Annotated in this window: 22 protein-coding genes and 1 pseudogene; 7 read left to right on the forward strand and 16 right to left on the reverse strand. The window is 71.9% G+C overall.

Annotated elements, in window-relative coordinates:
• Position 1: 1 nt before the first annotated feature.
• Positions 2-781 carry an SDR family NAD(P)-dependent oxidoreductase gene (locus tag ACPYO6_RS10800; RefSeq protein ID WP_425714873.1) on the reverse strand — a complete coding sequence of 260 codons (780 nt, stop codon included), beginning with the start codon at positions 779-781 and terminating at the stop codon, positions 2-4.
• A gap of 55 nt (positions 782-836) precedes the next feature.
• On the opposite strand from ACPYO6_RS10800, the gene proC reads away from it, so the two are divergent.
• Positions 837-1,655 carry a pyrroline-5-carboxylate reductase gene (gene proC / locus ACPYO6_RS10805; RefSeq protein ID WP_425714874.1) on the forward strand — a complete coding sequence of 273 codons (819 nt, stop codon included), beginning with the start codon at positions 837-839 and terminating at the stop codon, positions 1,653-1,655.
• Between the two features lie 67 nt (positions 1,656-1,722).
• Here the strand turns inward: proC and ACPYO6_RS10810 are convergent, their stop codons facing one another.
• Complete coding sequence (locus tag ACPYO6_RS10810) at positions 1,723-3,591, reverse strand: ABC transporter ATP-binding protein (protein WP_425715050.1); 1,869 nt, start codon at positions 3,589-3,591, stop codon at positions 1,723-1,725.
• A 222-nt stretch (positions 3,592-3,813) separates the two neighbouring features.
• Between ACPYO6_RS10810 and ACPYO6_RS10815 the strand changes: the two genes are divergently transcribed.
• The 5 genes from ACPYO6_RS10815 (at position 3,814) to ACPYO6_RS10835 (ending at position 11,000) form a co-directional block, all read left to right on the forward strand.
• Positions 3,814-4,377 (forward strand): MarR family transcriptional regulator, encoded by a 564-nt coding sequence (locus ACPYO6_RS10815; RefSeq protein WP_425714875.1) that lies wholly within the window; start codon positions 3,814-3,816, stop codon positions 4,375-4,377.
• Between the two features lie 185 nt (positions 4,378-4,562).
• The gene (locus ACPYO6_RS10820; protein WP_425714876.1) at positions 4,563-5,498 is read left to right on the forward strand and encodes a hypothetical protein; all 936 of its coding nucleotides are present in this window, start codon (positions 4,563-4,565) and stop codon (positions 5,496-5,498) included.
• Positions 5,499-5,507: 9 nt separating this feature from the next.
• Positions 5,508-6,404, forward strand: coding sequence for a MauE/DoxX family redox-associated membrane protein (locus ACPYO6_RS10825; protein ID WP_425714877.1), 897 nt, complete (start codon positions 5,508-5,510; stop codon positions 6,402-6,404).
• Positions 6,405-6,445: 41 nt separating this feature from the next.
• Complete coding sequence (valS, locus tag ACPYO6_RS10830) at positions 6,446-9,100, forward strand: valine--tRNA ligase (RefSeq protein WP_425714878.1); 2,655 nt, start codon at positions 6,446-6,448, stop codon at positions 9,098-9,100.
• Between the two features lie 85 nt (positions 9,101-9,185).
• On the forward strand, positions 9,186-11,000 hold the full coding sequence (locus ACPYO6_RS10835; protein WP_425714879.1) for an AMP-dependent synthetase/ligase: 1,815 nt from the start codon (positions 9,186-9,188) through the stop codon (positions 10,998-11,000).
• Here ACPYO6_RS10835 and ACPYO6_RS10840 read toward each other — a convergent pair.
• The 13 genes and pseudogenes from ACPYO6_RS10840 to ACPYO6_RS10900 form a co-directional block, all read right to left on the reverse strand.
• Positions 10,988-11,440 carry a hypothetical protein gene (locus tag ACPYO6_RS10840; RefSeq protein ID WP_425714880.1) on the reverse strand — a complete coding sequence of 151 codons (453 nt, stop codon included), beginning with the start codon at positions 11,438-11,440 and terminating at the stop codon, positions 10,988-10,990. The genes ACPYO6_RS10835 and ACPYO6_RS10840 overlap by 13 nt on opposite strands.
• A gap of 96 nt (positions 11,441-11,536) precedes the next feature.
• Positions 11,537-12,220: a hypothetical protein gene (locus tag ACPYO6_RS10845; protein ID WP_425714881.1), complete on the reverse strand. Its 684-nt coding sequence runs from the start codon at positions 12,218-12,220 to the stop codon at positions 11,537-11,539.
• 61 nt (positions 12,221-12,281) lie between these two features.
• A complete protein-coding gene (locus tag ACPYO6_RS10850; protein WP_425714882.1) occupies positions 12,282-12,605 on the reverse strand; it encodes a chorismate mutase in 324 nt (107 codons plus the stop codon).
• 172 nt (positions 12,606-12,777) lie between these two features.
• Positions 12,778-13,224, reverse strand: a pseudogene (locus ACPYO6_RS10855) (Clp protease N-terminal domain-containing protein); the annotation flags it as partial.
• 12 nt (positions 13,225-13,236) lie between these two features.
• Positions 13,237-13,446, reverse strand: coding sequence for an RNA polymerase subunit sigma-70 (locus ACPYO6_RS10860; protein ID WP_425714883.1), 210 nt, complete (start codon positions 13,444-13,446; stop codon positions 13,237-13,239).
• Positions 13,447-13,641: 195 nt separating this feature from the next.
• Positions 13,642-14,733: an ABC transporter permease gene (locus tag ACPYO6_RS10865; protein ID WP_425714884.1), complete on the reverse strand. Its 1,092-nt coding sequence runs from the start codon at positions 14,731-14,733 to the stop codon at positions 13,642-13,644.
• Positions 14,730-15,365: an ABC transporter ATP-binding protein gene (locus ACPYO6_RS10870; protein ID WP_425714885.1), complete on the reverse strand. Its 636-nt coding sequence runs from the start codon at positions 15,363-15,365 to the stop codon at positions 14,730-14,732. The genes ACPYO6_RS10865 and ACPYO6_RS10870 overlap by 4 nt, the downstream gene beginning before the upstream one ends.
• Entirely contained in the window at positions 15,362-16,429 is a 1,068-nt protein-coding gene (locus ACPYO6_RS10875; protein WP_425714886.1) for a peptidoglycan-binding domain-containing protein, read from the reverse strand. The genes ACPYO6_RS10870 and ACPYO6_RS10875 overlap by 4 nt, the downstream gene beginning before the upstream one ends.
• Positions 16,430-16,551: 122 nt before the next feature.
• Positions 16,552-16,983, reverse strand: coding sequence for a hypothetical protein (locus tag ACPYO6_RS10880; protein WP_425714887.1), 432 nt, complete (start codon positions 16,981-16,983; stop codon positions 16,552-16,554).
• A 644-nt stretch (positions 16,984-17,627) separates the two neighbouring features.
• A complete protein-coding gene (gene clpX / locus ACPYO6_RS10885) occupies positions 17,628-18,893 on the reverse strand; it encodes an ATP-dependent Clp protease ATP-binding subunit ClpX (protein ID WP_425714888.1) in 1,266 nt (421 codons plus the stop codon).
• 327 nt (positions 18,894-19,220) lie between these two features.
• The gene (locus ACPYO6_RS10890) at positions 19,221-19,931 is read right to left on the reverse strand and encodes an ATP-dependent Clp protease proteolytic subunit (protein ID WP_425714889.1); all 711 of its coding nucleotides are present in this window, start codon (positions 19,929-19,931) and stop codon (positions 19,221-19,223) included.
• Positions 19,932-19,958: 27 nt separating this feature from the next.
• On the reverse strand, positions 19,959-20,594 hold the full coding sequence (locus ACPYO6_RS10895) for an ATP-dependent Clp protease proteolytic subunit (protein WP_425714890.1): 636 nt from the start codon (positions 20,592-20,594) through the stop codon (positions 19,959-19,961).
• Positions 20,595-20,807: 213 nt separating this feature from the next.
• A complete protein-coding gene (locus ACPYO6_RS10900; protein WP_425714891.1) occupies positions 20,808-22,421 on the reverse strand; it encodes a glycosyltransferase family 2 protein in 1,614 nt (537 codons plus the stop codon).
• A gap of 284 nt (positions 22,422-22,705) precedes the next feature.
• Here ACPYO6_RS10900 and ACPYO6_RS10905 point away from each other — a divergent pair, with 284 nt between their 5' ends.
• On the forward strand, positions 22,706-23,458 hold the full coding sequence (locus ACPYO6_RS10905; RefSeq protein ID WP_425714892.1) for a hypothetical protein: 753 nt from the start codon (positions 22,706-22,708) through the stop codon (positions 23,456-23,458).
• Between the two features lie 14 nt (positions 23,459-23,472).
• On the opposite strand, the gene ACPYO6_RS10910 is transcribed toward ACPYO6_RS10905, so the two are convergent.
• The gene (locus tag ACPYO6_RS10910) at positions 23,473-26,283 is read right to left on the reverse strand and encodes a helix-turn-helix transcriptional regulator (RefSeq protein WP_425714893.1); all 2,811 of its coding nucleotides are present in this window, start codon (positions 26,281-26,283) and stop codon (positions 23,473-23,475) included.
• Positions 26,284-26,580 lie beyond the last annotated feature (297 nt).

Raw genomic sequence — 26,580 nt, forward strand, 5'->3', positions numbered from 1 at the left:
CTCAGAGCTCCCGGTGCACGAGCGTGTGGGTCGCCTGCGCGCGCGGCCGGATGACGATCGAGTCGAGGTTGACGTGCGCCGGCCGGGTGAGGGCGAACGTGATGACGTCGGCGACGTCGTCGGCGGTGAGCGGCTCGGCCACACCCTCGTAGACCTTGGCGGCGGCCGCCGCGTCGCCCCGGTAACGGTTGACGGAGAACTCCGGAGTGGCGACCATCCCCGGCTGGATGTCGAGGACGCGGATCGGCTCGCCCATGAGCTCGAGCCGGAGCGTGTCGACGATCATCCGGGCCGCGTGCTTGGCGCCGGTGTACCCGGCGCCGCCGGGGTAGGTGCCGGTCGCGGCCGTCGAGGTGACGACGAGGACGTCCCCGCCGCCGTCCGCGCGCAGGTGCGGCAGCAGCGCCCGGGTCACCCGCAGGGTGGTGAGCACGTTGAGGTCGTACATCCGCGCCCAGTCCGCCGGGTCGCCGTCCTCGACCCGGTCGGCGCCGACGGCCCCGCCGGCGTTGTTGACGAGCGAGGTGAGCGGGCCGCCGGCGATGACGTGGGCGGCGAGCGCGTCGACGTCGGCCTGGACGGTGAGGTCGGCGACGAACGTGTCGCAGCCGATCTCCTCGGCGAGGGCGGCGAGGCGGTCGGCGCGGCGGGCGGTGGCGACCACGCGGTAGCCGGCGCGTGCGAGGTGGACGGCCGTGGCCCGGCCGATGCCGGAGGAGGCCCCGGTGACGAGGGCGCGCGGGCTGTCGGGGGTGGTCGGCGCTGAGATCGGCGTGCTCATGGGTCCATCATGGAGCCCTCGGCAGCGCGCGGGGACCAGCGAAGGAGAGACGGACATGCGGATCGGTTTCATCGGCTCGGGGGCCATGGCCTCGGCCATCGCCCACGGGGTCGCCGCCTCGGGCGGCGAGCGGGACATCGTCGTCACCGACGTGGTCCCCGCCGCGGCGGAACGCCTCGCCTCCGGGGTGGGCGGCACGGCCGTGCCCGACGCCGCAGCCCTCGTTCGCGAGGTCGGTCCCGGCGGGCTCGTGGTCGTCTCGGTCAAGCCGCACGTCGTCCTCGGTGTGCTCGACCAGGTCCGCGAGGCACTGGCCGAGACGGGGGCTCCGGTCGTCTCGATCGCGGCCGGCCTCCAGCTGTCCACCCTCACCGCCGCCGTCCCGGACGGCCACCCGGTGGTGCGCGTGATGCCGAACGTCGCGGCCCAGGTCGGGGTCGGCGCCGCGGCCGTCTGCGGGAACGAGGCGACCACCGAGGAGCAGGTGTCCGCCGTCGTCGACCTGTTCGAGGCCGTCGGCACCGCCGAGGTGCTCGAGGAGCGCCTGTTCGGCGCGTTCACCGCGATCGCCGGGTCCTCGCCCGCGTTCGTGTTCCAGCTGATCGACTCCCTCGCCCGCGCGGCGGTGGCGGCCGGGATGCCGAAGGCCCAGGCCGTGCGGATCGCCGCCCAGGCCGCCGCGGGCGCCGGCACGCTGGCGCGCGAGCTCGCCGCCGAGGGCACGAGCCCGCAGGACCTCGTCGACCGGGTGTGCTCGCCCGGCGGCACGACGGTCGCCGGGATGGTCGCGCTCGACGCCGCCGGTTTCCCCGCCGCCGTCGTGTCCGGCGCGAACGCGGTGATGACCCGCGACGCCGAGCTGTCCGGGGACTGACCCAACGGTCCGAGGGGCAGCCTCTCGGGAGGCTGCCCCTCGTGCCGGTGCGCAGGTGCGGGTTCCCTCAGGCCTCGACCAGCTCCTGCTGGGCGCCCGCGAGCGCCGCGAACGCGCCGCCGGCGGAGACGAGCTCGGAGTGCGTGCCGCGCTCGACGACCCGCCCGTGGTCGAGCACGGCGATCTGGTCGGCGTCGGCGATCGTCGAGAGCCGGTGGGCGATCGTGATCGTCGTCCGTCCCTGCGCGAGCGTGTCGAGCGCCTCCTGGACGGCCCGCTCCGTGCCCGTGTCGAGCGCGGAGGTCGCCTCGTCGAGGACGAGGACGCGGGGGTCGCGCAGGATCGTGCGGGCGATCGCGATGCGCTGCTTCTCGCCGCCGGAGAACCGGTGGCCGCGCGAGCCGACCACGGTGTCGTAGCCGTCGGGCAGTCCGGCGATGAGGTCGTGCACCTGGGCGGCGCGGGCGGCTGACTCGATCTCGGCGTCCGTCGCGTCCGGACGCGCGTAGCGCAGGTTTTCGCGGATCGTCGTGTGCAGGAGGTAGGTCTCCTGCGAGACGACGCCGACCACGGAGGCGAGGTCGGCGAGCGCCATGTCCCTCAGGTCCACGCCGTCGATGGTCACGCGACCCTCGCTCGGGTCCGCGAGGCGCGCGACGAGCGAGCCGAGGGTCGACTTGCCGGAGCCCGTGTGCCCGACCAGGGCGAGGGAGGACCCGGCGGGCACGTCGAGGTCGATGCCCGTGAGCGCCGGGGTCTCGGAGCCGGGGTACCGGTACTCGACGCCCTCGAGGCGGACGTGGCCCGCGACCGTGCCAGGGTCGATCTCGACCGGCTCGGCGGGGTCGTCGATCTCGACGACGAGGTCGAGGTACTCGAACACGCGGCTGAACAGCGCGAGCGAGGTGACGACCTGGACGCCGACGTTGAGCACGCCCATGAGCGGGCGGAACAGCTGGGACTGCAGGGCCGTGAAGGCGACGAGCGTCCCGATCGTCATCCCGCCCGACGTGGCCGGGAGACCCGCGACGAGGTAGATGAGCGCGGGGATCGCGGCGAAGACGACGCTCAGGCTCGCCATGCGCCAGCGGCCGGCGAGCTGCGAGCGCACCTCGAGGTCCGCGAGCTGCTGCGACGTGGTCGCGAAGGTCGCCGACGCGGCCGGGCCGGTGCCGAGGATCTTGCCGAGCGTGATGCCGCTGACGGACAGCGACTCGTCGACCTGGCTCTGCAGGTCGGCCATCGCCCGCTGGCGACGCGTGGTGATCTCGCGGCGCAGGATCGCGACCCGGCGCGTGAGCCAGATCGCGGGCGGGAGCACCGCGAGCGAGAGGAGCGAGAGCTGCCAGGACAGGGCGACCATCGCGACGGCGGTGCCGATCGCGGTCGTCACGTTGGTCGCCATCGATGTGGCAGTCGAGGTGACGACGGACTGCATGCCCTGGATGTCCTGGGTGAGCCGGGCCTGGACCTCGCCGCCGCGCGTGCGGGTGAAGAAGTCGACCGACTGCCGCTGCAGGTGGCTGAAGACGTCCGTGCGCAGCCCGTGCATCACTCGCTGACCCACCGTGGTGGACATCCAGGTCTGCACGACGCCGAGGATCGCGGTGACGACCGTGACCGCCAGGAGCCCGCCCACCAGCCAGAGCAGGAGGGGGACGTCCTGGTGCGGGATCGCGTCGTCGATGAGGCTCCGGGTGATGAACGGGGTCGCGAGGCCCACGAGCGAGGTCGCGACGATGAGCACCATGACCGTGGCGATCGTGCCGCGGTAGGGCGAGAAGAGGGCGCCGATGCGGCGCAGGCTGACCGGGTGCTCGTCGAGCTGGGCCTTGTCGGCGGGGTCGAGCTGGGCGACCCTGCCCCCGGGGCCACCGAGCCCGGTCGAGCCGCCGGGCGCACCGTGGCCGCCGGGGCCGCCCGGGCCACCGGGCATCTCGGGGCCGTCGGCGCCGCGGGATCCGCGGGTGCCGCCGCGGCGGCCGGTCGAGGTGGACGTGGACGTATGGGTGGAGAAGTTCTGGGGTGCTGCCATGGCGCACCACCTCCTGTGCTGTAGGAGACGTCGGGCTCGACGGCGGGGTGACGGCCACGCCGGAGCCATATGGTGAGGTTACCTCACGATGAGGGTAACTCGCCAGGGGGCTACGATATTCCCGTGAACCGCCGAACGTCCCCCAAGGAGCCCGCGAGCCCGGCTGAGCGAGCACCTGGTGGGCACGCGCACCCGCCCGCCCACAAGCACCCGGGCGGCCACACCCACGATGCCGAGCACGGGCACGGCGCCGGCCACGCGCACTCCCACGAGCCCGACACCTACGAGCTCATCGTCCGGGCCGCCCGCCAGGTCCGCCGCCGGTGGATGGAGACGCTCGAGCCGCACGGCCCCTCGCCCCACGAGTTCCGCGCGCTGAAGGCCGCGATCTCCGCCGACGGGGGCGCCCGCCTCGCCGACGTCGCTGCCCGGCTGCGCATCGCCCCGCGCTCGGCGACCGAGGTCGTCGACTCCCTCGAGGACAAGGGCCTCGTCCGCCGCACGCCGAGCCCGACCGACCGTCGCGCGATCCTCGTCGTGCCCACCGACGCCGGGCTGAGTCTCGCCGACGAGGTCGCCGCCGCACGTGCCACGCACGGCGCCGAGCTGCTCGCCCCCCTCGACGAGGCGGAGTCAGCCCAGCTGCACGCGCTGCTCGCCAAGGTCGTCGACGCGGCCGGCGCCTGAGCCGCACGCTCGACCAGTAGTGACCGGCGCCTGAGCCGCACTCTCGACCAGTAGTGACCGGCGCCTGAGCCGCACTCTCGACAGATGGCGGCCGTCACGGCGGGTCACACCGGGGACCTCTGACCGGGGAGGGAGGCCCACCGGGACCCGGGCGCCGTGCACCGCCTCGTCGATAGGTTGCGGGCATGGACACCGACCTCGCACTCGCGGCCCTCGGGGCGCTGTCCACGTTCCTCGCCTGCACCCTGCTCCTGACGGCGATCCTCTCGATCGGGAAGGACCCGTCGCACGACGGGCTCGCACGGCTCGGCGTCCCCGGCTGGGCCAGTCGCCGGTCCGTCACCGAGCTCCGGGCCGCGGTGGCCGTGGCGCTCGCCGCGGGAATCCTCCTCTCGTCCGGCTGGGGTCTTGCCCTCGCCGGTGGGATCAGCACCGTCGTCTCCCTCGCCGCGCTGTGCGCCGTCGTTCGCGCGCGCCGCGCGCCCGAGCCGGGCGCCGCCTACCTTGTGGGCTGGAGGGACGACCGCCCGGCCGACCGGCGCCACATGCTCCTCGCGGTGGCCATGCTGATCTGCTCGGTCGCGACCGTCGCGGCGGGGCTCGGCGGATGGTCGTTCATCGCGAACTCCTCCGTGCGCTGGGGGTTCGTCATATTCCTCGTCGCCGGAGAGGTCGCCGTCCTCGTCCACCGGGGCCGCCTTCCCGCGATGGTCGCCGCGAGCGGCCGGACGTACCGGCGCTGGGAGAACCCCGTCGGCGCGCCCACCATCGACGGCCGGCCCGCCACGATCGACGGCAAGGAGATCGATCCGGGCGACCTCCTTCGCGGCCGCGACGTCCTCCTCGTCCAGGCGCCCCGCGACCCAGAGAACCAGAGCCACCTGAGCCGGATCCTCCCCCAGTGGCGCAGCCGGCTCCCCCACCTCGACATCCACGTCATCGACGAGAAGAAGCCCTCACGCCTCGGGCTGCCTCGCCGGGACCGCCCGTTCGCCGTCGTCCTCGGCACCGACGGCCGCACGGCCGGCGGACCGGTGCGCGGTCCGCGCGCCATCGCACAGCTCGCCGAGGACCTCGCAGCCGCCGCCCCCTCCCCGTACGCGCCCGCCCCGACGAACTAGGGTGCCCCCATGCCCGCGGCCGCCGTCGACCACCTCCTCGGGGCCGCGGTCGTCGCGCTCGCGGTCGTCCTGCTCGCGGCCGGCACGGGCAAGGTCGCCCGCCCTCCGGCGCCCGCCCAGCTGGCGGCCCTCGGGCTGCCCCGCTGGGCCCACCGCCCGGCGACGATCCGGCTGCACGCCGTCGCCGAGATCGTCGTCGGCCTCGCCCTCGTCACCGTGCCCGGCCCGTGGCTGGTCGCCCCGGCGCTCGCCGCCGCGGTGCTCACCGCCACCTATCTCGTCGTCTCGTGGCGCGCCTGGCGCTCCCCGGAGCCGCTCGGCTGCCACTGCTTCGGCTGGGACGACGACCGCGTCGTCGGACCGGCGCACCTCGCGCTCAACGTCGCGCTCGTCGTCGCAGCGGTGGTCGCCGTCGTCGCGGGGGTCCGCGGCTGGTGGGCCATCGACGACCTCCCGCCGATCGTCCTGGGCATCGCCGGCGCCGTCGCCCTCGTGGCCCACCTGTGGGGTCTGTCCGGCAACGGCGGGGACACCGACCGCGGCGGGCGCCCCTACCTGCGCCGCCCGATCCCGAAGGGGCAGGTCGTCGTCGACGGCCGCGCCGTCGAGCTGACCGATCTCGCGCGCGAGCGCGCCCAGCTCCTCGTGCGGATGCCGCTGATCGGCCGGGAGCGCGAGTACCTGCTCGCCGCCCTGCCCGAGTGGCGCCGTCGGCTGCCCCACGTCGACGTCCGCGTCACCGAGGGTGACGCCCGCGGCGGGTACCGCCGACTCGGGATCCTCGGCGCGCCGTCGGCGGTGGTCCTCGGCGCCGACGGGCTGCTCGCGGGAGGACCGGTCTCCGGCGGGGATCGGATCCGGGAGCTGGTCGAGGAGCTCGCGGGTATCGCGCCCACCACCTCCTGACCCACCCGGGCACGGCCCACCGCGTGGAACAATCGACCACCATGAGCACTGCGTCCGCCACCCCGCCGCCTGCCCGCCTTCCCGCACCCGTGGCGCCGGACAAGGTACGGACGGACGGCCTGGAGGAGCGGCACGACGCCCGGTGGAGCGAGCTGGGCACCTACCACTTCGACCGCACCGCCGAGCGCGCGAACGTGTTCTCGATCGACACCCCGCCGCCCACGGCCTCGGGGTCCCTGCACGTCGGCCACGTCTTCAGCTACACGCAGACGGACGTGCTCGCGCGCTACCAGCGCATGACCGGCAGGTCGGTCTTCTACCCGATGGGCTGGGACGACAACGGGCTGCCGACCGAGCGGCGCGTGCAGAACTACTACGGCGTGCGCTGCGACCCGTCGCTGCCCTACGTCGAGGACTTCGTCCCCCCGCACGAGGGCACCGACGGGAAGTCGATCAAGGCGGCCGACCAGGTGCCGGTGAGCCGGAAGAACTTCGTCGAGCTGTGCCTGCGCCTGGCCTCGCAGGACGAGGAGGCGTTCGAGCAGGTCTTCCGCCGCCTCGGCCTGTCCGTGGACTGGCGCCAGACGTACCAGACCATCGGGGCCGACGCCCAGCGCGCCTCCCAGACGGCGTTCCTGCGCAACCTCGCCCGCGGCGAGGCCTACCAGTCCGAGGCGCCGGGCCTGTGGGACGTCACGTTCCAGACCGCCGTGGCCCAGGCCGAGCTCGAGGCCCGCGACTATCCCGGGCACTACCACAAGCTGGCCTTCCACACCGACGAGGGTGCCGACGTCGTCATCGAGACCACGCGCCCCGAGCTGCTGCCGGCCTGCGTCGCCCTCGTCGCGCACCCCGACGACGAGCGCTACCGCTTCCTGTTCGGCCGGACCGTGCGCACCCCGCTCTTCGACGTCGAGGTCCCCGTCCTCGCCCACCCGACCGCCGAGGCGGACAAGGGCACGGGCATCGCGATGGTCTGCACCTTCGGCGACCTCACCGACGTCATCTGGTGGCGCGAGCTCGACCTCGCCACACGCGCCGTGGTGGGACGGGACGGCCGGCTGCTGCGCGCCACCCCCGAGTGGCTGTCCGGGTCGGGCGCCGAGCTCTACGCCGAGCAGCTCGCCGGGAAGACCACCTTCTCCGCACGCGAGGCCGTGGCCACCGCCGCGAAGGAGTCGGGCGAGCTCCTCGGCGACCCCACACCGACGCAGCGCAAGGCGAACTTCTACGAGCGCGGCGACAAGCCGCTCGAGATCGTCACCTCCCGCCAGTGGTACATCCGCAACGGCGGGCGCGCGCACGAGGACACCAACGGGGTGGACCTGCGGACGAACCTCCTCGACCGGGGTCGCGAGCTCAGCTTCCACCCGGGATTCATGCACTCGCGGTACGAGAACTGGGTCGACGGGCTCAACTCCGACTGGCTCGTGAGCCGCCAGCGCTTCTTCGGCGTGCCGATCCCGCTGTGGTACCCGCTCGACGATCACGGCGACGTGCGCCACGAGTCCCCGATCGTGCCCGACGAGGCGTCACTGCCGGTGGACCCGACCTCCGACACAGCCCCCGGCTACGAGGAGTCGCAGCGCGGCGTGCCGGGCGGGTTCGTCGGCGAGCCGGACATCCTCGACACCTGGGCGACCTCCTCGCTCACCCCGCAGATCGCCGCCGGTTGGCTCCGTGACCAGGACCTGTTCGAGCGCGTGTACCCGATGGACCTGCGCCCCCAGGGCCACGACATCATCCGGACCTGGCTGTTCTCGTCGGTCGTGCGCGCGCACCTCGAGTTCGGCGGGCTGCCGTGGACCGACGCCGCGATCTCGGGCTGGATCCTCGACCCGGACCGCAAGAAGATGAGCAAGTCCAAGGGCAACGTCGTCACGCCGATGGGGCTGCTCGAGGAGCACGGCTCCGACGCGGTGCGCTACTGGGCGACCTCCGCGAAGCTCGGCGTCGACACGGCGTTCGAGGTCTCCCAGATGAAGATCGGCCGCCGCCTGGCGATCAAGGTCCTCAACGCCTCGAAGTTCGCCCTGACCATGGGCGGGGACGCGGACCTCGAGCTCGACCCGGCGCTCGTCACCCACGACGTCGACCAGGCGATGCTCGCCGGCCTCGCCGACGTCGTGGCCGCGGCGACCACCGCGCTGGACGCCTACGACTACGCCAAGGCGCTCGAGCACACCGAGTCGTCCTTCTGGACGTTCTGCGACGACTACCTCGAGCTCGTCAAGGAGCGCGCCTACGACCGCGAGGGCACCGCCGAGCCGGGTGCCAAGGAGTCTGCCCGCGCGGCGCTCGCGCTCGCCGTCGACACGTACGTTCGCCTCCTCGCCCCCTTCCTGCCCTTCGCGACCGACGAGGTGTGGACCTGGTACCGCGACGGGTCCGTGCACGGGGCCGACTGGCCCACCGGCGACGCGCTGCGGGCCGCCGCAGGTGACGCGGACGCGGGGCTCGTCGCCGCCGCGGGGCGCGCGCTGGCCGCGCTTCGCAAGGTGAAGTCGGAGGCCAAGGTCTCCCAGAAGGTGCCGTTCGCCGCGGTCACCCTCGCGGTGCCGACCGCGGACGCGGACTTCGTCCGGTCCGTCGCGGGCGACCTGCGCGACGCCGCCAAGGTGCGCGGCGAACTGACGATCACCGACGGCGCCGACACCACGGCCGTCACCGACCACTCCCTCGAACCTGCGGCCTGAGCACGTACCCTCGGCCGAGGCGGGACGGCTCGCACCGCCTCGGCCACCGTCGGCCCCTGCCCCCACTGCGACCACGGAGGACGCGATGACCCTGACCATGTCCAGCACGGAGGCTCGCGGCCAGTTCGACGCGTCGACGACGATCCCGCACCTGCTCGAGGCGCGGCTCGCGGCCAACGGCTCCGCCACGCTGTTCGAGGTTGCCGGAGCCGACGGGAGCTGGGACCCGGTGACGGTCGCCGAGTTCCACGGGCAGGTCCTCGAGGTGGCGAAGGGGCTCGTCGCCTCGGGTGTCGAGCTCGGCGACCGACTCGCCATCATGTCCCCCACCCGGTACGAGTGGACGCTGCTGGACTTCGCGGCCTGGACCGCGGGCGCCGTTCCCGTGCCGATCTACGAGACGTCCTCGGCGGAGCAGTGCGAGTGGATCCTCACCGATGCCGGCGTGAGCATGGCGTTCGTCGACGACGCCGAGCGCGGCGCCGTCCTCGCCGAGGGCGCCGAGAGCGCGACCGCGCTGCGCGAGACGCTTGTCCTCGCCGACGGTGCGATCGACGAGCTCGTCCGCCGCGGCGCCGACGTCCCCGACGAGGAGGTGTCTGCCCGCACGGCGGCACGCACGGGTGCGGACCTCGCCACGATCATCTACACCTCCGGCACCACGGGGCGCCCCAAGGGCGTCGAGCTGACCCACGGCAACTTCGTCGCGCTGGTGTCCAACGGCGTGGCGGACCCCAACCTCCGGCACGTGGTGGCGGGCGACGACGCGCGCACCCTCCTGTTCATCCCCCTCGCGCACGTGTTCGGCCGGTTCGTCTCGATCCTGTGCGTGCACTCCGGGGCGGTGCTCGGCCACAGCCCGGACATCAAGCAGCTCGTACCCAACCTGCAGAGCTTCTCCCCCACCTTCCTCCTCGCCGTCCCGCGCGTGTTCGAGAAGGTCTACAACTCCGCCGACGCCAAGGCGTCCGCCTCCACCGTGAGGCGCCGGATCTTCCGGTGGGCCGCGAAGGTCGCCGAGCGGGCGTCGCGCGCGGAGGAGTCGGGCCAGGGTCTCGGGCGGGTGCTCACCGCCCAGCGCAAGGTCGCCGACCGGCTCGTGTTCTCCACGCTGCGCGAGGTCATGGGCGGCCGGCTGGAGTACGCGGTCTCGGGCGGCGGGCCGCTCGGCACACGGCTCGGCCACTTCTACCGCGGCATGGGACTCGTCGTCCTCGAGGGCTACGGCCTGACCGAGACGGGCGCACCCACCTCGGTCAACCTGCCCGGACGCATCAAGATCGGGACCGTGGGCCCCGCCTACCCCGGCACGTCGGTGCGGATCTCGGAGACGAACGAGATCGAGATCAGCGGCCCGCACGTGTTCCGCGGGTACCACGAGAACGAGGAGGCCACCCGGGAGGCCTTCACCGAGGACGGCTGGTTCCGCACGGGAGACCTCGGCGCCATCGACGACGACGGATACCTCTCGATCACCGGCCGCGCCAAGGAGATCATCGTGACTGCCGGCGGCAAGAACGTGGCCCCCGCCGTGCTCGAGGACCGGCTGCGCGGCCACCCGATCGTCTCGCAGGTGGTCGTCGTCGGTGAGGGGCGGCCGTTCATCGGCGCACTCGTCACCCTCGACGCCGAGATGCTCCCGCAGTGGTTGACCAACCACGACCTTCCGGAGATGACCGTGGCCGAGGCCGCGAAGCACCCAGACGTGGTCGCTGCCATCGACCGCGCCGTCGAGCGGACGAACCGGGCCGTGAGCCGGGCCGAGTCGATCCGCAAGGTGACGATCCTCGACACCGACTTCACGCTCGAGAACGACCTGCTCACGCCGTCGTCGAAGGTCAAGCGCGCGCCCGTGCACGAGAAGTTCGCCGACGAGATCGAGAAGATCTACGCCAAGTAGTGGGGCGGCGGGGGCGTGCTTCGCGGCGCGCCCCTGCCGTCAGCTCCCCAGGGGTGTCGGTGCGGTCCGAACTCGGCGCGGATCGCGGCGACCTCGTCCGTGTTCCACCAGGGGCCCCAGCTCTCGAGCTGCGTCCCGTCCGGGAGGTACCACAGGCCCTTCTCGTCGGCGAGGAGGTCGCTGCCCGAACGGATCGGGTATCTCCTCGTGAGCATCGACGTCGGTACGGGGCGCACCCGCACCTCGCCCGGGACGATGACGAGCGGCTTGGCGACCGCGTAGGCGGTACCGAGGACGGCGACACCGAGCCCGATCGCCCACACCAGCTTCTCGCCGAGCACGAGCCCGACGACGACGGTCACGATCCCGACGACGACGGTCACGATCCCGACGGCGGCGACGATCCGCGTGACGACGCGGTGGTACGTCAACGCCAGCATGCGCACCATCGTAGGGACGCTCCTCGGCCCGCCACGGCCGTACGCCGGGTGACCGCGCCCCTGCGGGCCGAGGCGACGCGGTCAGTCCGCGCCGGCTCAACCCTGCTGCGGCGGACCCGGCTGCCAGTAGCCGCCCTGCTCGCCGGCCTGCGGCTGCTGGGGCGCGCCGCCCTGCTGCGGCTGCTGCGGTGCGCCCTGCGGGGGCATGCCGCCCTGCTGCGGCTGGCCGTACGGCTGCTGGCCCGGCACGCCGTACGCCTGCTGCGGTGCACCCTGGGGCTGGCCGTAGGCCTGCTGCGGGGCACCCTGCGGGGGCATGCCCTGCTGCGGCTGTCCGTAGCCCTGCTGCGGGCCTCCCTGAGCGCCCTGACCGTACTGCTGCTGCGCCTGAGCTCCCTGCAGGGGCATCCCCGGCTGGCCGCCGCCGTACCGCGCGCGGATCGCGGCGACGTCCTCCTTGTTCGACATGAAGCCGATGGATGCCACCTTCTTGCCGGTCGGCACGTGCACGAGGTACTTCTCCTCGGCGCGCAGGTCGGCCGGGCCCCGCAGCGGGAACCGCTTGGTCACGATGCCAATGGGGCTCCTCTGTTGGGCCTCGTGCGGCTCGATGCGCGCCATCGGGTTGATGAGCATGAAGATCCCGAGGATCGGCATGACGATGCCGGGGAACAGCGAGATCCACCGTTCGCCGAGCACGCCGGTGAGGATGAGCAGCGCACCGATCACGATGAAGGCGATCGGGAAACCCTTGCCGTAGCGGAGGTTGAGAGCGTCCATACGGACGATCGTAGGCGCGTTCGCGGCCCGGCCCCGTCGCGACTCGGCGTGACGGACCGGGTCAGGGTCGCCCGTGCTCGTCCGCGATGCTCTCGTGGTGCTGGATCACCTCGGCGATGATGAAGTCGAGGAACTTCTGGGCGAACACCGGGTCGAGCCCGGCCTCCTCGGCCTTCGCGCGCAGGCGGGCCACCTGGCGCTCCTCACGTCCGGGGTCCGAGGGCGGGAGCCCCTGCTCCGCCTTGAGCCGCCCGACGGCCTGCGTGCAGCGGAACCGCTCGGCCAGCAGGTGGATGAGGGCGGCGTCGATGTTGTCGATCGTCGCGCGGGCTGAGCGCAGCCCTTCGGGCAGGTCGTCCGGCTCGGGGGTGCGCTCGTCGCTCATGCCCGTCACGGTAGACCGACAACCCTCGAGCGCGCAGACGGTGCCCGGGCCCCGGACCTCGAGCACCGGACCGTCGCCGAGACCTACATCGCGGCGGCCGCCCCTCGAGCGTGCAGCGCAGCGTCGGGCGGTCGACCCCGTCGTCGAGCGCCACCGCGACCTCTCCGTCCCGCAGGAGCGCGAGCAGGAGGTGCCGGTCGGTGATCTCCTTGTCACCGAGGCGCACCGCCTCACGGAGTGCCGCCCGGAGCGCGTCCTTCGCGGCCGGCGCGAACGGCATGTGCCCGCGTCGCCTGACACGGATCCGGGCGACGTGGTCGGCACGGTCGAGCGAGCCGTCCCCGAAGACCTCGTCAGTCGCCCCGCGCACCGCGTCCAGGTCGATGCCCACCGAGGCGAGCGCCTCGGGGTCCACGCCGGGCGGCCGACCGATCAGCGCGGACCTGCACGCCGCGACGTCGACGCCGAGACCGGACAACGCGCGGGCGGCGTCGCCGTCGGCCTCCAGCACGCCGACGGCGACGTGCCTGGTCTCGATGCGCTCCGCACCGGTCTCCCGCGCCACCTCCTGCGCGCGCGTCACGGCGGCCTTGGTGTCCGTGGTCAATCGTTCGAACATGTCCGGTCCTCCTCAGCGTCCGCGGCCGTGCTTCTTGTGGGCGGCCTGGCGGCTCACACCGAGCTCGTCGGCGATCTCCTGCCACGACCACCCGAGATCCCGTGCGCGATCCACCTGCAGGATCTCGAGCCGGTCCGCCAGCTCGCGCATGGCACGCACACCCCTCAGCCCCGTCCTTGGGTCCGGGTCCTGCGCCGCAACGGTCGTGTCGTGTCGACTCATGCTGTCAACTTACGTTGACAGCCGCCCCTCTGTCAACCGGGGTTGACAGAAACTGGCTGTCGCCGAAGTCGGCGGCGAGGTGCACGCGAGCATTCACGCGTGCCGACGCAGCGTCCCGGGTCTGGTCCAGATCGGCGTCCGCCGCCTCGATCGGCGTCTCCTCAAGTACGCCGAGGCCGCTGGACCTGGGCGCCGTCAAGGGACGCGAAGCTCGACGAGGGGTTCGCGTCTCGAGGCGACGATTGCTGGTGCAATCGCTCCGACGACGCACACAGCGATCGCGAGCACCATGAGGGCGACGACGAACGAGAGTCCCGGCGCGGGATCGCCGAGTGCCCGTGTCACGCCCAGCCCGGTCGTGGCTCCGAGCAGGGCTCCGACACCGGCGCACAGCATCGTCCTGAGCAGGAGCAGGCCTACGATGAGCCGCCGGGACGCACCGAGCGCGCGGCGCCGACCGAAGTCCTTCCGCCGGATCATTACGACCCCGTACTGCAACCCTGCGACGAGGACGCCGAGCGCGAGGAGGATTCCCAGCACGAGGCTTCGGCCGAAGCCGCCGAGCTGTCCGCCGATGACAGCCTGTACCTGCGCGAACGCCTCGGACGTCGTGACGTTGACAGATCCGGGCTGCTGCGTCATCAGGGCTGCCTGCACGACCGGGACGAGCTGGTCGACGGCGTCGACGGCGTCGGCGATCACCACGACGATGGCGAGTGGGCCAGGCTCATCGGTCACGACATAGGCCGTCGAGCCCAGAGCGTCGAGGAACTCGGGGCGATCGACGGTGCCGACCACGGCCGCGATGGTCCCGTTCGCGGTCGTGACCGGGCCGACGCCGTCGGCCAGGCCCAGTGTCTGGGCGCCCCGGCCGGTGAGCAGGATCGATCCGGGCACCGCGTCGGCGCGATGGCCGAGGATGTCCGAGAGATCTGAGGCATGCACCGTCCGCGAGGCGACGGCGGGACCGCCAGTGATGGTCGCGCTACGGACGTCCTGGGCCGGACCGAAGCCCACCACCTGCTCGACGGTTCCGATTGCCGCGATCCGCTCGACCGCGTCTGAGGTCACGGCGGCTTCGGGCTCGGCCCGCACCACGATCGTCCGGGTGCCCGCGGCATCGATGGTCGCGAGAACCTGCTGCTCCACGCCGACCGTCCGTCCAGACGTCATGAGCACGGAGAGGCACAGTCCGGCCACGAGGACCACCGTCAATATGCTGCCGATCCGTTCGGCTCGCGCCCAGGCCCACGCCTCGCGGAGCAGCACGATCGCCCGCACGGTCACAGCGCGTGCTCCCGGTCGCAGTGCTCCCGTGCTCGGTCGTCGTGCGTCGAGACGACGACGGCCGCCCCCCGTTCCGCCTGGGAGCGCAGCGTGCGCAGCACGGTGTCCGAGGACTCGTCGTCGAGGTTGCCGGTCGGTTCGTCCGCGAGCACGATCGACGGCCTGTGCAACAGTGCCCGAGCGAGCGCAATTCGCTGCGCCTGTCCGCCGGAGACCTGACCTGGCACGCGGTCCACCGGCACGTCGACGCCGAGCTCGTCGAGCAGGTCGCCGGCAGCATCGCGAACAGCACGCGGATCGTGCCCTCGGTAAAGGGCGGGCTCAACGACGTTGTCCAGGACGGTCCGCGTCGGGTCGAGCGCCGCGTCCTGGAAGACGAACCCGAATCGTTCGGCTCGCAGCCGGGCCCGGGCTGCGTCATTCAGGCCGCTGGCTACCTTGCCGTCGACGACGATCCGCCCCTCCGTCGGCGTCACCATCAACCCCAACATGTAGAGAAGGGTTGACTTGCCCGTCCCCGACCGACCGGTGAGCGCCACCATCGCACCGCCCGGCACCCGGAGATCGAGTCCGTCGAACAGGAGAGCGGATCGCGGGTAGGCAAAGCCGATGTCATCAGCCACCAGCATCATCCGGGGACCCGTACCTCGGCACCGGGCTCGATGCCGTCGACGACCGCGTAGCCGCTGCCCTGCGCGAGCACGTCGACCGGTACTTCGGTCCCACCCGCGTCGACGACGACGTAGGAACCGTCAGCCCGAGTGGCAAGCGCGGCCGCCGGCACCATCGGGCCGGGCGTCGACGGGACGAGCTCGACCGACGCGGGGTACGTGGTGAACCCCTCGACGGGAATCTCACCGCAGGTCGTCCCGCAAGCCGGCCCGCCGTCGGGAGCGGCCAGCACCGCGACAAGGCCGCCCGCCTCGTCCTCCGTCACCGCGTCGACGACCATGGACCACGAGCTCGGTCCGTCCACCACGACCGTCGAGCCGACGGACACGAGGTCGGCCTGGTTCCCCGCAATCGCGACCTCGATCCGCGGTGCGTCCTCGAACCGTTCGAGGACGGACTCACCTCCGGCAAGGCGCACTCCGACGTCGATGCCCTCGGCTGCGCGGACACGTGCCGGCAGGCCCGGGACGAACATGACAGACCCCTCCGCCACCTCGCCGGTCACGGTGGTGCCGAGCTCGCGCTGCCACGCGCGTACCGCTGCGGCGGTCGTGGGGCCGTAGGTGCCGTCCGGGTCGCCGGTCAGGTACCCGGCGCGGACCAGGAAGACCTGCAGCTGGCGTACGTCCTCCCCCGTGGCCCCGGCCGCCAACAGGCGGTATGCAGGCACCGCGCCGTCAAGGACGACCACGGGCCGCTCGTCGACCCGGATCACCACATCTCCGCTCTCGACGCGTGCCCCGGGGTCGGCCGCGACCGCCGTGACAGTTCCTGTGGCGGCGGGCGTGGCGAGTGGAGTGGTGGGCCACCAGGCGCTCGCCGTCAGCGACAGTGTGGAACCGACGTCGCCGTAAACGACCTCGACGACCGTGTGGTCCTCCACCTCTTCGTCGGAGCTGGCCGGTGCCACCACTTCCCGCAACGCCCAGCCGACGACGGCGCCAGCGGCCAGGCACAGCGTCGCGAGCAGGACGATGACAACCAGCCGCGGCCTACGACGGGCTTCCTCGCTCAGATCGACCACCCGTCCCCCTCTAGCGACGCCGGGCCGTCCCACCCGCGTTCACTCATGCATTCATCACACTCACCGATGCCAGAATTCAACAAGAGGGAGCGGATGCTGCCATCGCCGCGAAACTGCCGCCATCAGTAGAGCCACTGGTCCGGGTCGACCGGACACGCCTCTGCGGCTCGCATTGCCTCCCCCACGGAAAGCCCGGACACCGGCTCCCACGCCCGCGACTCGCCCATCCCGGACTCGACGAAGGTCTCGATCGACGGAGGTGGATCGGGCTGGAAGTCCGCATCAACCATGCACTCGTACCGTTCGACACGGATCGGATAGATCTCTCTGTAGCGTTCGGGCGAGTCGAGTACGGGTGCCGCCGCCAACGTCCCTGTGCATGCGAACGTGTCGTCCGAGAGTGCCGCGTCCGAGCGCCCGCGACCGGAATCCGTTGCCATAATTCGGCCATACTGGGGATCGATCTCCACGCGGGAGTCCCAGCCGCGGTCTGCCATGCATTCGACCAACTCACCGTAGTACTCGGCAACGGTGCCAGAGTATTCGGTGGCCACCTCGGTTCCGTTCCCTGATTCGTCCTGCTCAGACGCACACGCCGTGGCCCCGGCGAGTAGGAAAACGAGCGATGCCCCGAGCACGCCCCGAGTAGCTGGCCTGATCACGGTGGCGAGCAGTATCCGTAGGTGCCGGGCACGTCGAGAGAGTATTGCCCCGAAACGTACCAATAGCCTCCGGAACCAATGCCCTGGCGCGCCGAACTCCACCACTCGCTTGCAGGACGTCCGGAGCGGACAAAGTACGTTGTTGCGTTGCCCGGCGGGCGTACGTTTGCGTTGCCCCGCACCTCGTACCGCACGTACGCGTCCGGACGAGCCCCCGGGTTGCAGTGTGTAGTCCCGTCCTTTGCCACCGCAGCACTAGCAGGTGTCGCGACCGCGAATACTCCTCCCGCGCCAACTGCGGCGGCGATTGCGGCTCGAATGATGCTTCTTCGCCACTTGACCCTACCGTCGCTATGCGTTGAACAGTTCCTGTCGCCGTTGACATGCATCTGACAGTTCCCCCTTACTAGGCATCGTCGCTGTTGCCTACGACGGCAGCATAACAGCGACCAAGCCGGTCGGTCAACGGTGATATGGAACTGTGGGTCCGCCTCGTTGAATGTCCTGGTCCCGTCAACGAGGGCGGGCAGGAACTCTCAGGCGGAGCGCTGCTGGCGACGCCGCTTCGAGCGCAGCACGAGGGTCGGCGCCTGGCCGCTGCGGACGGACTCCCCGGTGAGGACGACCTTCTCGACATCCTCCCGTGAGGGGACGTCGAACATCGTCTCGCGCAGCGTGCTCTCCATGATCGCCCGCAGGCCGCGCGCGCCGGTCCCCCGCTCGAGCGCGAGCTCGGCAATGGCCTCGACCGCCTCGTCGGTGAGCTCGAGCTGGACGCCGTCGAGGTCGAAGATCCGCTGGTACTGCTTGACGAGCGCGTTCTTCGGCTCGGTCAGGATCGTCACGAGGTCGGACTGCGTGAGCGCGTTGACGGTCGCCGTCACGGGGAGGCGCCCGACGAGCTCCGGGATGAGCCCGAACTTGTGCAGGTCCTCGGGCGAGACCTTCGTCAGCAGGTCCGCCTCGGACTCGGTCCCCTTGAGCGCGGCGCCGAACCCGATGCCGTGCCGGCCCACGCGCGAGCTGACGATGTCCTCGAGCCCGGCGAACGCACCGGCGACGATGAACAGCACGTTGGTCGTGTCGATCTGGAGGAACTCCTGGTGCGGGTGCTTCCGCCCGCCCTGCGGCGGCACCGCCGCGGAGGTCCCCTCGATGATCTTCAGCAGCGCCTGCTGGACGCCCTCGCCCGAGACGTCGCGCGTGATCGACGGGTTCTCGGCCTTGCGGGCCACCTTGTCGATCTCGTCGATGTAGATGATGCCGCCCTCGGCCTTCTTCACGTCGAAGTCGGCGGCCTGAATGAGCTTGAGGAGGATGTTCTCCACGTCCTCGCCCACGTAGCCGGCCTCGGTCAGCGCGGTGGCGTCGGCGATCGCGAACGGGACGTCGAGCATCTTCGCGAGCGACTGGGCGAGGTACGTCTTGCCGGTCCCCGTGGGGCCGATCATGAGGATGTTGGACTTCTGGATCTCGACCGCGTCCGGGGCGGGCTTCTCGTCGAGCGAGCGGATCCGCTTGTAGTGGTTGTAGACCGCGACGGCCAGCCCGCGCTTCGCGTCCTCCTGACCCACCACGTACTCGCCGAGGAAGTCGAAGATCTCGCGCGGCTTGGGCAGGTTCTCGAGCGAGGACTCGCCGAGCTCGGCCAGCTCCTCGTCGATGATCTCGTTGCACAGCTCGACGCACTCGTCGCAGATGTAGACGCCCGGGCCGCCGATGAGCTTCTTGACCTGCTTCTGGCTCTTCCCGCAGAACGAACAGGTGAGGAGGTCCGCCGTGGCGGGTCCAGTTCGCACCATCGGGTCCTCCTGTCTCGTTCGCGGTCCGGGGCCGCTCGCCGCTGGGTACGGCTCTCGGCTCAACCTTCGCACACGCTCGGCCCGGGAGGCACCTGCGTTTGCCCGGCGCGCCTCGTCGCGCACGCCACCCGGGCCTGCGCTCCCTGGTGCCCGACGCCGGAGAGAGACCTCCGTACGGGCGCTCGCGACGGCGTCGGGCGGGCTTCCGTACACACGTGCCCGACGCCGAAGGGCAGCCTCCGTACGACCCCTCGCGACGGCGTCGGGCAGGGCTCCGTACGCACGACGGCGCCCCCGGACCGACTGGTCCGGGGGCGCCGCGCGGGACTACTTCTGGATGGTTACCGGCTCGGTGTTCTTGCGGGACTCGAGCACCTGGTCGACGATCCCGTACTCCAGCGCCTGCTGGGCGGTGAGGATCTTGTCGCGCTCGATGTCGCGCGAGATGGTCTCGATGTCCTGCGAGGTGTGGTGCGCGAGCGTCTGCTCGAGCCACTGGCGCATGCGCTGGACCTCGTTGGCGTGGATCTCGATGTCCGAGGCCTGCGCGTAGCCGCCGCCCTCGAGCGCGGGCTGGTGGATCATCACGCGGGCGTTCGGCAGTGCGAGACGACGCCCGGGCGAGCCCGCGGCGAGCAGCACGGCGGCAGCCGAGGCGGCCTGACCGAGGCAGACCGTCTGGATCTCCGGCTTGATGTACTGCATCGTGTCGTAGATCGCCGTCAGCGCCGTGAACGAGCCGCCGGGGCTGTTGATGTACATGGTGATGACGCCGTCCGGGTCCTGTGACTCGAGGACGAGGAGCTGAGCCATGACGTCGTCCGCGGAGGCGTCGTCCACCTGCACGCCGAGGAAGATGATGCGGTCCTCGAAGAGCTTGGCGTACGGGTCCTGCCGCTTGTAGCCGTAGGCGGTGCGCTCCTCGAACGACGGGAGGATGTAGCGCGAGGACGGGCCCTGGGGGGCGGTCCCGCCGGGCATCTGCGTGGTGGAGCCGTTCGGGGCGAAGCCGGCGCGGCCCATGATGGGGAGGTTCATTCGGACTCCTTTAGGTGGTCGCGGGGCTCAGGACTTGTCGGACGAGTCGCCGTCGGACCCGGTGCCGCCGGCGCCGGTGACGGACGCGGCGCTGTCGACCACGTGGTCGATGAAGCCGTACTCGAGCGCCTCGGCGGCGGTGAACCAGCGGTCGCGGTCCGCGTCGGAGTTGATGCGCTCGAGCGGCTGGCCGGTCTGCTCGGCCGTCAGCTCGGCGAGCACCTTCTTCATGTGGAGGATGAGCTCGGCGTTGATCTTGATCTCGGTGGCCGTGCCGCCGATGCCGCCCGAGGGCTGGTGCATCATCACGCGGGCGTGGGGCGTGGCGTAGCGCTTGCCCTTGGTGCCCGAGGTGAGCAGGAACTGGCCCATCGAGGCCGCGAGGCCCATGCCGACCGTGGCGACGTCCGGCTTGACGTACTGCATCGTGTCGTAGATGGCCATGCCCGCGGTGATCGAGCCGCCAGGGCTGTTGATGTAGAGGAAGATGTCCTCGTCCGGGTCCTCGGCGGCGAGGAGGAGCATCTGCGCGCAGATGGCGTTCGCGTTCTCGTCGCGCACCTCCGAGCCGAGCCAGATGATGCGCTCCTTGAGCAGCCGGTTGTAGATGCTGTCGTTCAGGCCGAGACCGCTGGCCTCGGTGCGCGCGATCGGTTCGCTCACGTGCAGCTCCTTGATCGAAGGTGGGGGCGGCGGTGCGGATGCGCCGACCGCGGGTCGTCACTGGACCCTAACCGCGCGGGGGCAGCGATCCTGCCCCCGTCCGAGGCCTTTTCGCTGTCGGCGCACGGGCGGGGCACGGGCGGACCCGCCGCGTCCCCGGGAGGACGCGACGAGAGCGCCGACCGCCGCGGCGGGTGGGATCAGCGGTGCGGCTCAGACCCGGAAACCACGGTGCCGGCGCAGGAGCCGGACGAGCATCTCCACCGACTGCAGCGCGGCGACCATGGCCAGTGCCGGCCAGCAGATCCACAGCACGACCTCCTGGGCGAGCAGCGGGAGCTGCAGCCATCCGACGACGAGGAGCGCGAGCAGCACGACGCCGTAGACGACGGGGCGCAGGTAGTCGTTGTTGGCCCTGCCCGACTCGGCTGCAGCCTGCGCACCCCAGTTGTCGACCTCCTGCCTGGAGAGGAACTTCGTCCACGCACGGACGAAGTGGCCGATCCGGATCCACATGTAGATCTCGCCCGGCACGAACAGCAGGGCGAACAGCAGGTCCTTCACCGTCCGGTCCTTCATGGTCAGGGCGATGCGCACGTTGAGCAGGATCGAGACCGCGGGCGGCAGGAGCCACCACCAGTAGAAGGTGAACGCGCCGATGCTCAGCGAGGCGGCGAGCAGCAGGACGAACCCGACGCGCACCAGCAGGTTGAACAGCATCTGCCAGTTCTCGAGCCACCGCAGACGCAGGTTGGGATGGAACGGATGCCCCGTGGTGTTTCCGCGCTGGCCCGGCCACATGAGGTCGATCGCGCCGTAGTTCCACTTGACCTGCTGCGCGTCCAGGGACTTGAGGCTGAGCATGGGACCGACGTCGGCACGTGCGGACGCGCTGATCTTCGTCGAGAATCCCGTGCTCTTGAGCTGGAGCGAGAGCAGGGAGTCCTCGACCTCGGAGTCGGAGACCCAGGGCCCGCCCTGCCGGTACGTGTCACGGACGGTCGTCAGCGCCTCGACGGAGAAGATCGAGCACTGACCACCGATGACGGCCATGTTCCGGCCGCGCAGGAGGTTGAGGAGGTTGAAGCCGGCGAACTGCTGCCGCTGCCCCGCGATGAGGAACTTCTCGTCGAGCCCCGCACCCTCGTCGAAGTCGATCGAGTAGACCGCGCTGATGCCGCCGATCCGCCGGTCGGACCGGATCTCGGCGAGCAGGCGCTCGAGCGTGCGACGGTGCAGGATCGTGTCGCCGTCGACACCGAGGAAGTAGTCGCAGTCCTGGACGAACCGGAAGCCGGTGTTGAGCGCGCCCACCTTCCGGTCCGCGAGCCGGCCGACGTCGTGGACGTGCACGTCGCAGGTCATCGTCTCGCCGCGGTAGCGCCGCTCGTGCCGTCCCGCGAACTCGCGGGCGACCCAGAACGTGTCGTCGGTCGTGTTGTTGATGATCACGTGCACGACGTCCGGCAGCCGGGTCTGCGCCAGCAGCGCCTCGAGCACGCGTGCGATCGACCCTTCCTCGTTGTACGCGGGGATCACGCAGCCCACGACAGGACGCCGCTCGGCGCCGGGGTCCGGCGCGGTGCCGTACAGCTCGAGCGCTGCACCGGCGTACTGCTGCCCCGGTCGAGAGCGCAGGATCTCCTCGACGTCGGCACGGGGGCCGGCATCGGCGTCGAGGTCGACGTCGACGACGGGGGTGATTGAGGCGTAGGAGGTCGTTGGGGCATACGTGGTCGTGCCGAGGCGGGCGGCGGGGGCGGTCGCGGCGTCTCGGGCGGCTCGCGCGGCGGGGGGAGCCGGGGCGAGCAGCGGTTCTGCGGTCATGGCGGGGGCCTTCCAGCGTGGGGGACGGCCTCGATCCTGCGCCCCGACGCGTGTGGTGACCAGGTGCGCGACCACCAGTTCCTTCCGCCGGACCACGTGAATCCCTCGTCGACGACCACCGGTGCCGTACGGGTCTGCCCCAGGTGCGGTACGGGGTCGGGGCTCGCCGCCACCGGGATCCGGAGACTGGTGGCCCGAGGTCTAGGCCGGGACGCCCGGACACCGCAGAGTGGCTCCGACCGGGCGCCGCAGGCCGCGCCCGCACGGAGAAGGATGTGGACGACATGACGCGACGGCGACGGCGGGCCCCCGCCCTGGCACTGATCGCCCTCGGCGCGGCGGTTGCTCTCGGCGGGTGCGGCACGCCTCCCTGGGAGGCGAGTGCGGCGGCCGAGGAGGGCACCACCACGGGCGAGTCGGCCTCGGAGGCAGGCACCGTCGTGGACGAGGCGGACGACGGCGACCTGCCGGTCGTCGGCCCGTCGAGCACGGCCGGGTCCGACGACGGCGCCGCGAGCGAGGGCTCGGACTCGGACTCGGACTCGGACTCGGAGGAGGCGAGCTCCCCGGCGCCCGTCGCGGGGCCGGGCGTGCCCACCGTCGTGGACGACCTCGCGACCGGCTCGGCGGAACGGCAGCTCGTCGCCGGTGCGGCCGTGCTGGAGGTGGACTACTGGTCCACGCTCCCGCGCGACGAGTGGTCGCCGTCGGGCACCAAGCCGCTCACGCTCGTCGTCGGGGCCGACGCGCCCGGCGCGACCCTGCTCGCCTCCCTGACGGTCGAGGTCGACCGGCTCACCGTCGACGGGTGGCAGTCGGTCCCCGACGACGCCGTCACCCAGCCCTTCGTCACGGCGTCCGGGGCCGACGTGCTGCTGCCTTCCACGGCCGGTGCCTCGGTGCTGGTCGGGGACGTCGAGGACGACACCCGCGCCCTGAGGTACACGTTCGTGTACACGGTGACGAGCACCGACCACCCGCTTCCCGTCCAGGCCGTCGCGACGGACACGCTCGTCGTCACCCTGCCGGACAGGTAAGCCGGCGGGAAGGCTCAGCCGTCGGCGGCCAGGACGGTGCGGCGCAGCTCCTGCCGGGACTCCAGCCCGAGCTTCGCGAGGATGTTGCCCACGTGGTACTCGGCCGTGCGGACGGTGACGAAGAGTGTCGTCGCGATCTGCCTGTTGCTCAGGCCGTCCGACACGAGTCCGGCCACCTCTCGCTCGCGCACGGTCAGGGTCGACCAGGCATCGGCCGCCCCCCGGACGGAGGGCGACTCCGTCAGCCGCTCGCGCACCCGCTCGAGGCGCGCCTGCCACTCCCCCGCACCCGCGGTCGCCAGGAGCACGCACGTCGCGCCGAGCAGCTGCCGCAGCTCGTCCGGTGGGCAGAGGTCGCCGGCATCGCCTGCCCCGGATCCGGCCGGGTCGCCGTCGGCAACGCTCGCGAGGACCGCGAGCCCCCAGTCCTCGGCGAGCACGGCACCGAGAAGGTGGGGGCCGCTCGGTCCCTGGTCGTCGAGGTGCGCGGCCAGTCGCCGGGCGACCTCGGCGAAGTCCGCGCGGGCGACGACGGGCTGCTCCGCCTCGGCCGCCGCGATGAGCGCATCGGCGTGGGTGAGCGCATAGTCCTTTCCCAGCGCCGTGTAGGACGCGGCGGCCAGGTCGGTCCGGGCAGCCCGTGCGGCCTCGAGGTCTCCGGCCGCGACGTGGGCACGCACCCGCAGGACGCCCGTGAGGTAGGCGCCCGCACGATCAAAGGTTCCGGCCGCCCACAGTCGGTCGAGCGCACGGCCGGTCGCGCTCGGGTCGCCGTCGTGGGCCACGCCCTTCCACGCGCCGACGACCTCGCGCAGCGCCTCGCCCAGCGGACCGGCCACCGCCTGATGGCTCAGCTCGACCTCCGGGACCGTCGGCGTCGTCCCCTGCACCACCGGGACGAGGCGCGCCAGGTCGGAGGCTCGCTGCCAGTGGTCGAGCATGAGGCGGTCGAGCGCGAGCCCCGACGCCTGCTCGGCCACCCGCTGGGCGGCGGCCCAGTCGCCGGCGAGGAACCAGGTGTAGGCGGCACCGAGGCCGGCCTCCAGCCTCAACGTGGGGTTCATGGTCGCAGGGACGGCGGTCAGCCGGTCGACGCTCCCGGCCGTGTCCCCGGCCGCGTTGCGCACGAGGTCGATGATGATGCCGGCCTCCGGCACCCCGTCGGCGAGCCCGTCTGCCGCCGCCGTGGCGCGCAGAGCCTCCATGCGCGGGATCCGGTCGATCAACGGCACCTCTCCGTCGAACAGGTGCTCGAGCGTCAGCTCGAGGAGCAGGGCGTCACCGAGGAACCGCTCGCCGAACCGAAGCTGGCCGTCGGCGACCAGCTTGCGCCCGCGCACCCGGAGCTCACGCAGAACCGGTCGGGTCGCGACGGCGAGCTCGGCGAGCGAGACGGCGCCACGTCGGGCAGCGACGTGGAGCACCCAGTAGCCCAGGAGGAACAGCTGCCGGTCGGAGGTGCGGGAGGAGATCTCCACACTCTCCAGGAGCTGCGCGGTGCCGCTGATGTCGAGGTCCACAGCGCCGAGGAAGCTCATGCCGACAAGGCGCTCGGCCGACCACGGAAGGTTCTCGATCGCGTCCTCGTGATCGGCCAGCCGGGACGGCTGGTTGGACCAGATCGCAGCGAAGACGAGGTCCGGGACCCGTTCGGGATCGAGGGAGGCGGCGAGGACGGCCCGCTCGTACATGGTCTCGCGGTCACCGCGGCGGAAGGCGTCCTCCAGGTCTGCGCCGAGCTCCGCGACCAGCTCGGGGACGTCGGAGCGATCCGCGCCCGCCACCCGGTGCTCGAGCCCACGCGGCCCACGGAGGAGGCTGCCGAGCACGCGGTGCGTGGCCGCGATGTCGTCGGGCGAGAAGTGGTCGACGATCACCGACTCGGTCATCCGGTACCGCAGCCGCAGCTGATCGACGCCGACGACCTCGACGAGCCCCGTCGCCACGAGCTCCGCGGTCGAGACGGACGACGCGCCACGCTCCCGGGTCACGTGCGCGACCTGGCGGATCGTCAGCTGCCGGCCCAGCCCGAGCGCGAGCAGGCCGGTGCGCAGGGCCGGCGTGGTGTCGGTCAGGACCCGCGTGGCGTGCCGTCGCAGCAGGCCGCTGCCTGCGGCCTGCTCGCCGAGGGACCGCAGGACCGTGCGGATTCCGGCGATGGACTCGGCGCGCCTCAGCTGATCGACGAGCGACATCACCAGGGCCGGGTACCCACCGGTCACCGCCACGATCCGGTCGAGAGTCCACCCGGTGACCGCGGTTCCGAGGCCCGAGTTCACGAGCTCGGCGACGGCGGCCCGGCCGAGCGGCTCGACGGCCACGACCCTGCCGCGCTCCGGCAGCCTGAGCAGGAGGCGCAGTCCGTCGAAGAGGACACCGTCGTCCTCGTCGTCGAGACTCGTGATCAGGAGCAGGACGGGCAGGTCGAGCAGCCGTCGGACGAGCTGCCAGAGGATCGCTCGCGACTCGTCGTCGAGCCACTGCGCGTCCTCGATCCGGATGCAGACCGGTCCGCGGGACGCGAGCGCGCGCAGGATGCTCTCGACCGGGTCGGACGCGCCCCGTCCCTCGGCCTGCGGGGCGCTACCGAGGTCGATGTCGACCAGGGCTGCCATCGCCTCGACGGCGTAGCGCCGGTTGTGCCGGTCCTCGGGGAACAGGTCGACCCGGAGCACCGGACGGCCGGCCAGCTCCGCGGTGCGCTCGGCGAGCGCAGACTTTCCCACTCCTTCAGGGCCGAGGAACCAGACCACCCGGGAGGACGCCAGTGCGTCCTGGGCGAGGTGGTGCAGGGCATCGAGCTCGGACGCGCGTCCGACGAGCATGTGGTCCTCCGAGTGCTCCGGACGTGGTGCCGGTGCTCTGGGGGAGAGCCTTGGCGGTGGCGGCCGTGTCCTGGTCGGACATTAGAACCGAACGCTGACATGGAGCGGTGCGGAATGGGCAATCTCACACCCGCGGGTTCGCATCCGTGCGCAGCGCTGCACACGGACGGTCCACGACACGCCTCGCCGATCGACGAGATGCCGAGGGGCGGCCGGCCGCGATGGCCGGCCGCCCCTCGGCGGTCGATGTCGACCTCGGCACCTGCGTTGCGCAGGGGCCCCGACGCTACTCGGAGG

The sequence above is a fragment of the Georgenia sp. Z1344 genome (genome assembly GCF_049856295.1).
Lineage (GTDB): Bacteria > Actinomycetota > Actinomycetes > Actinomycetales > Actinomycetaceae > JB111.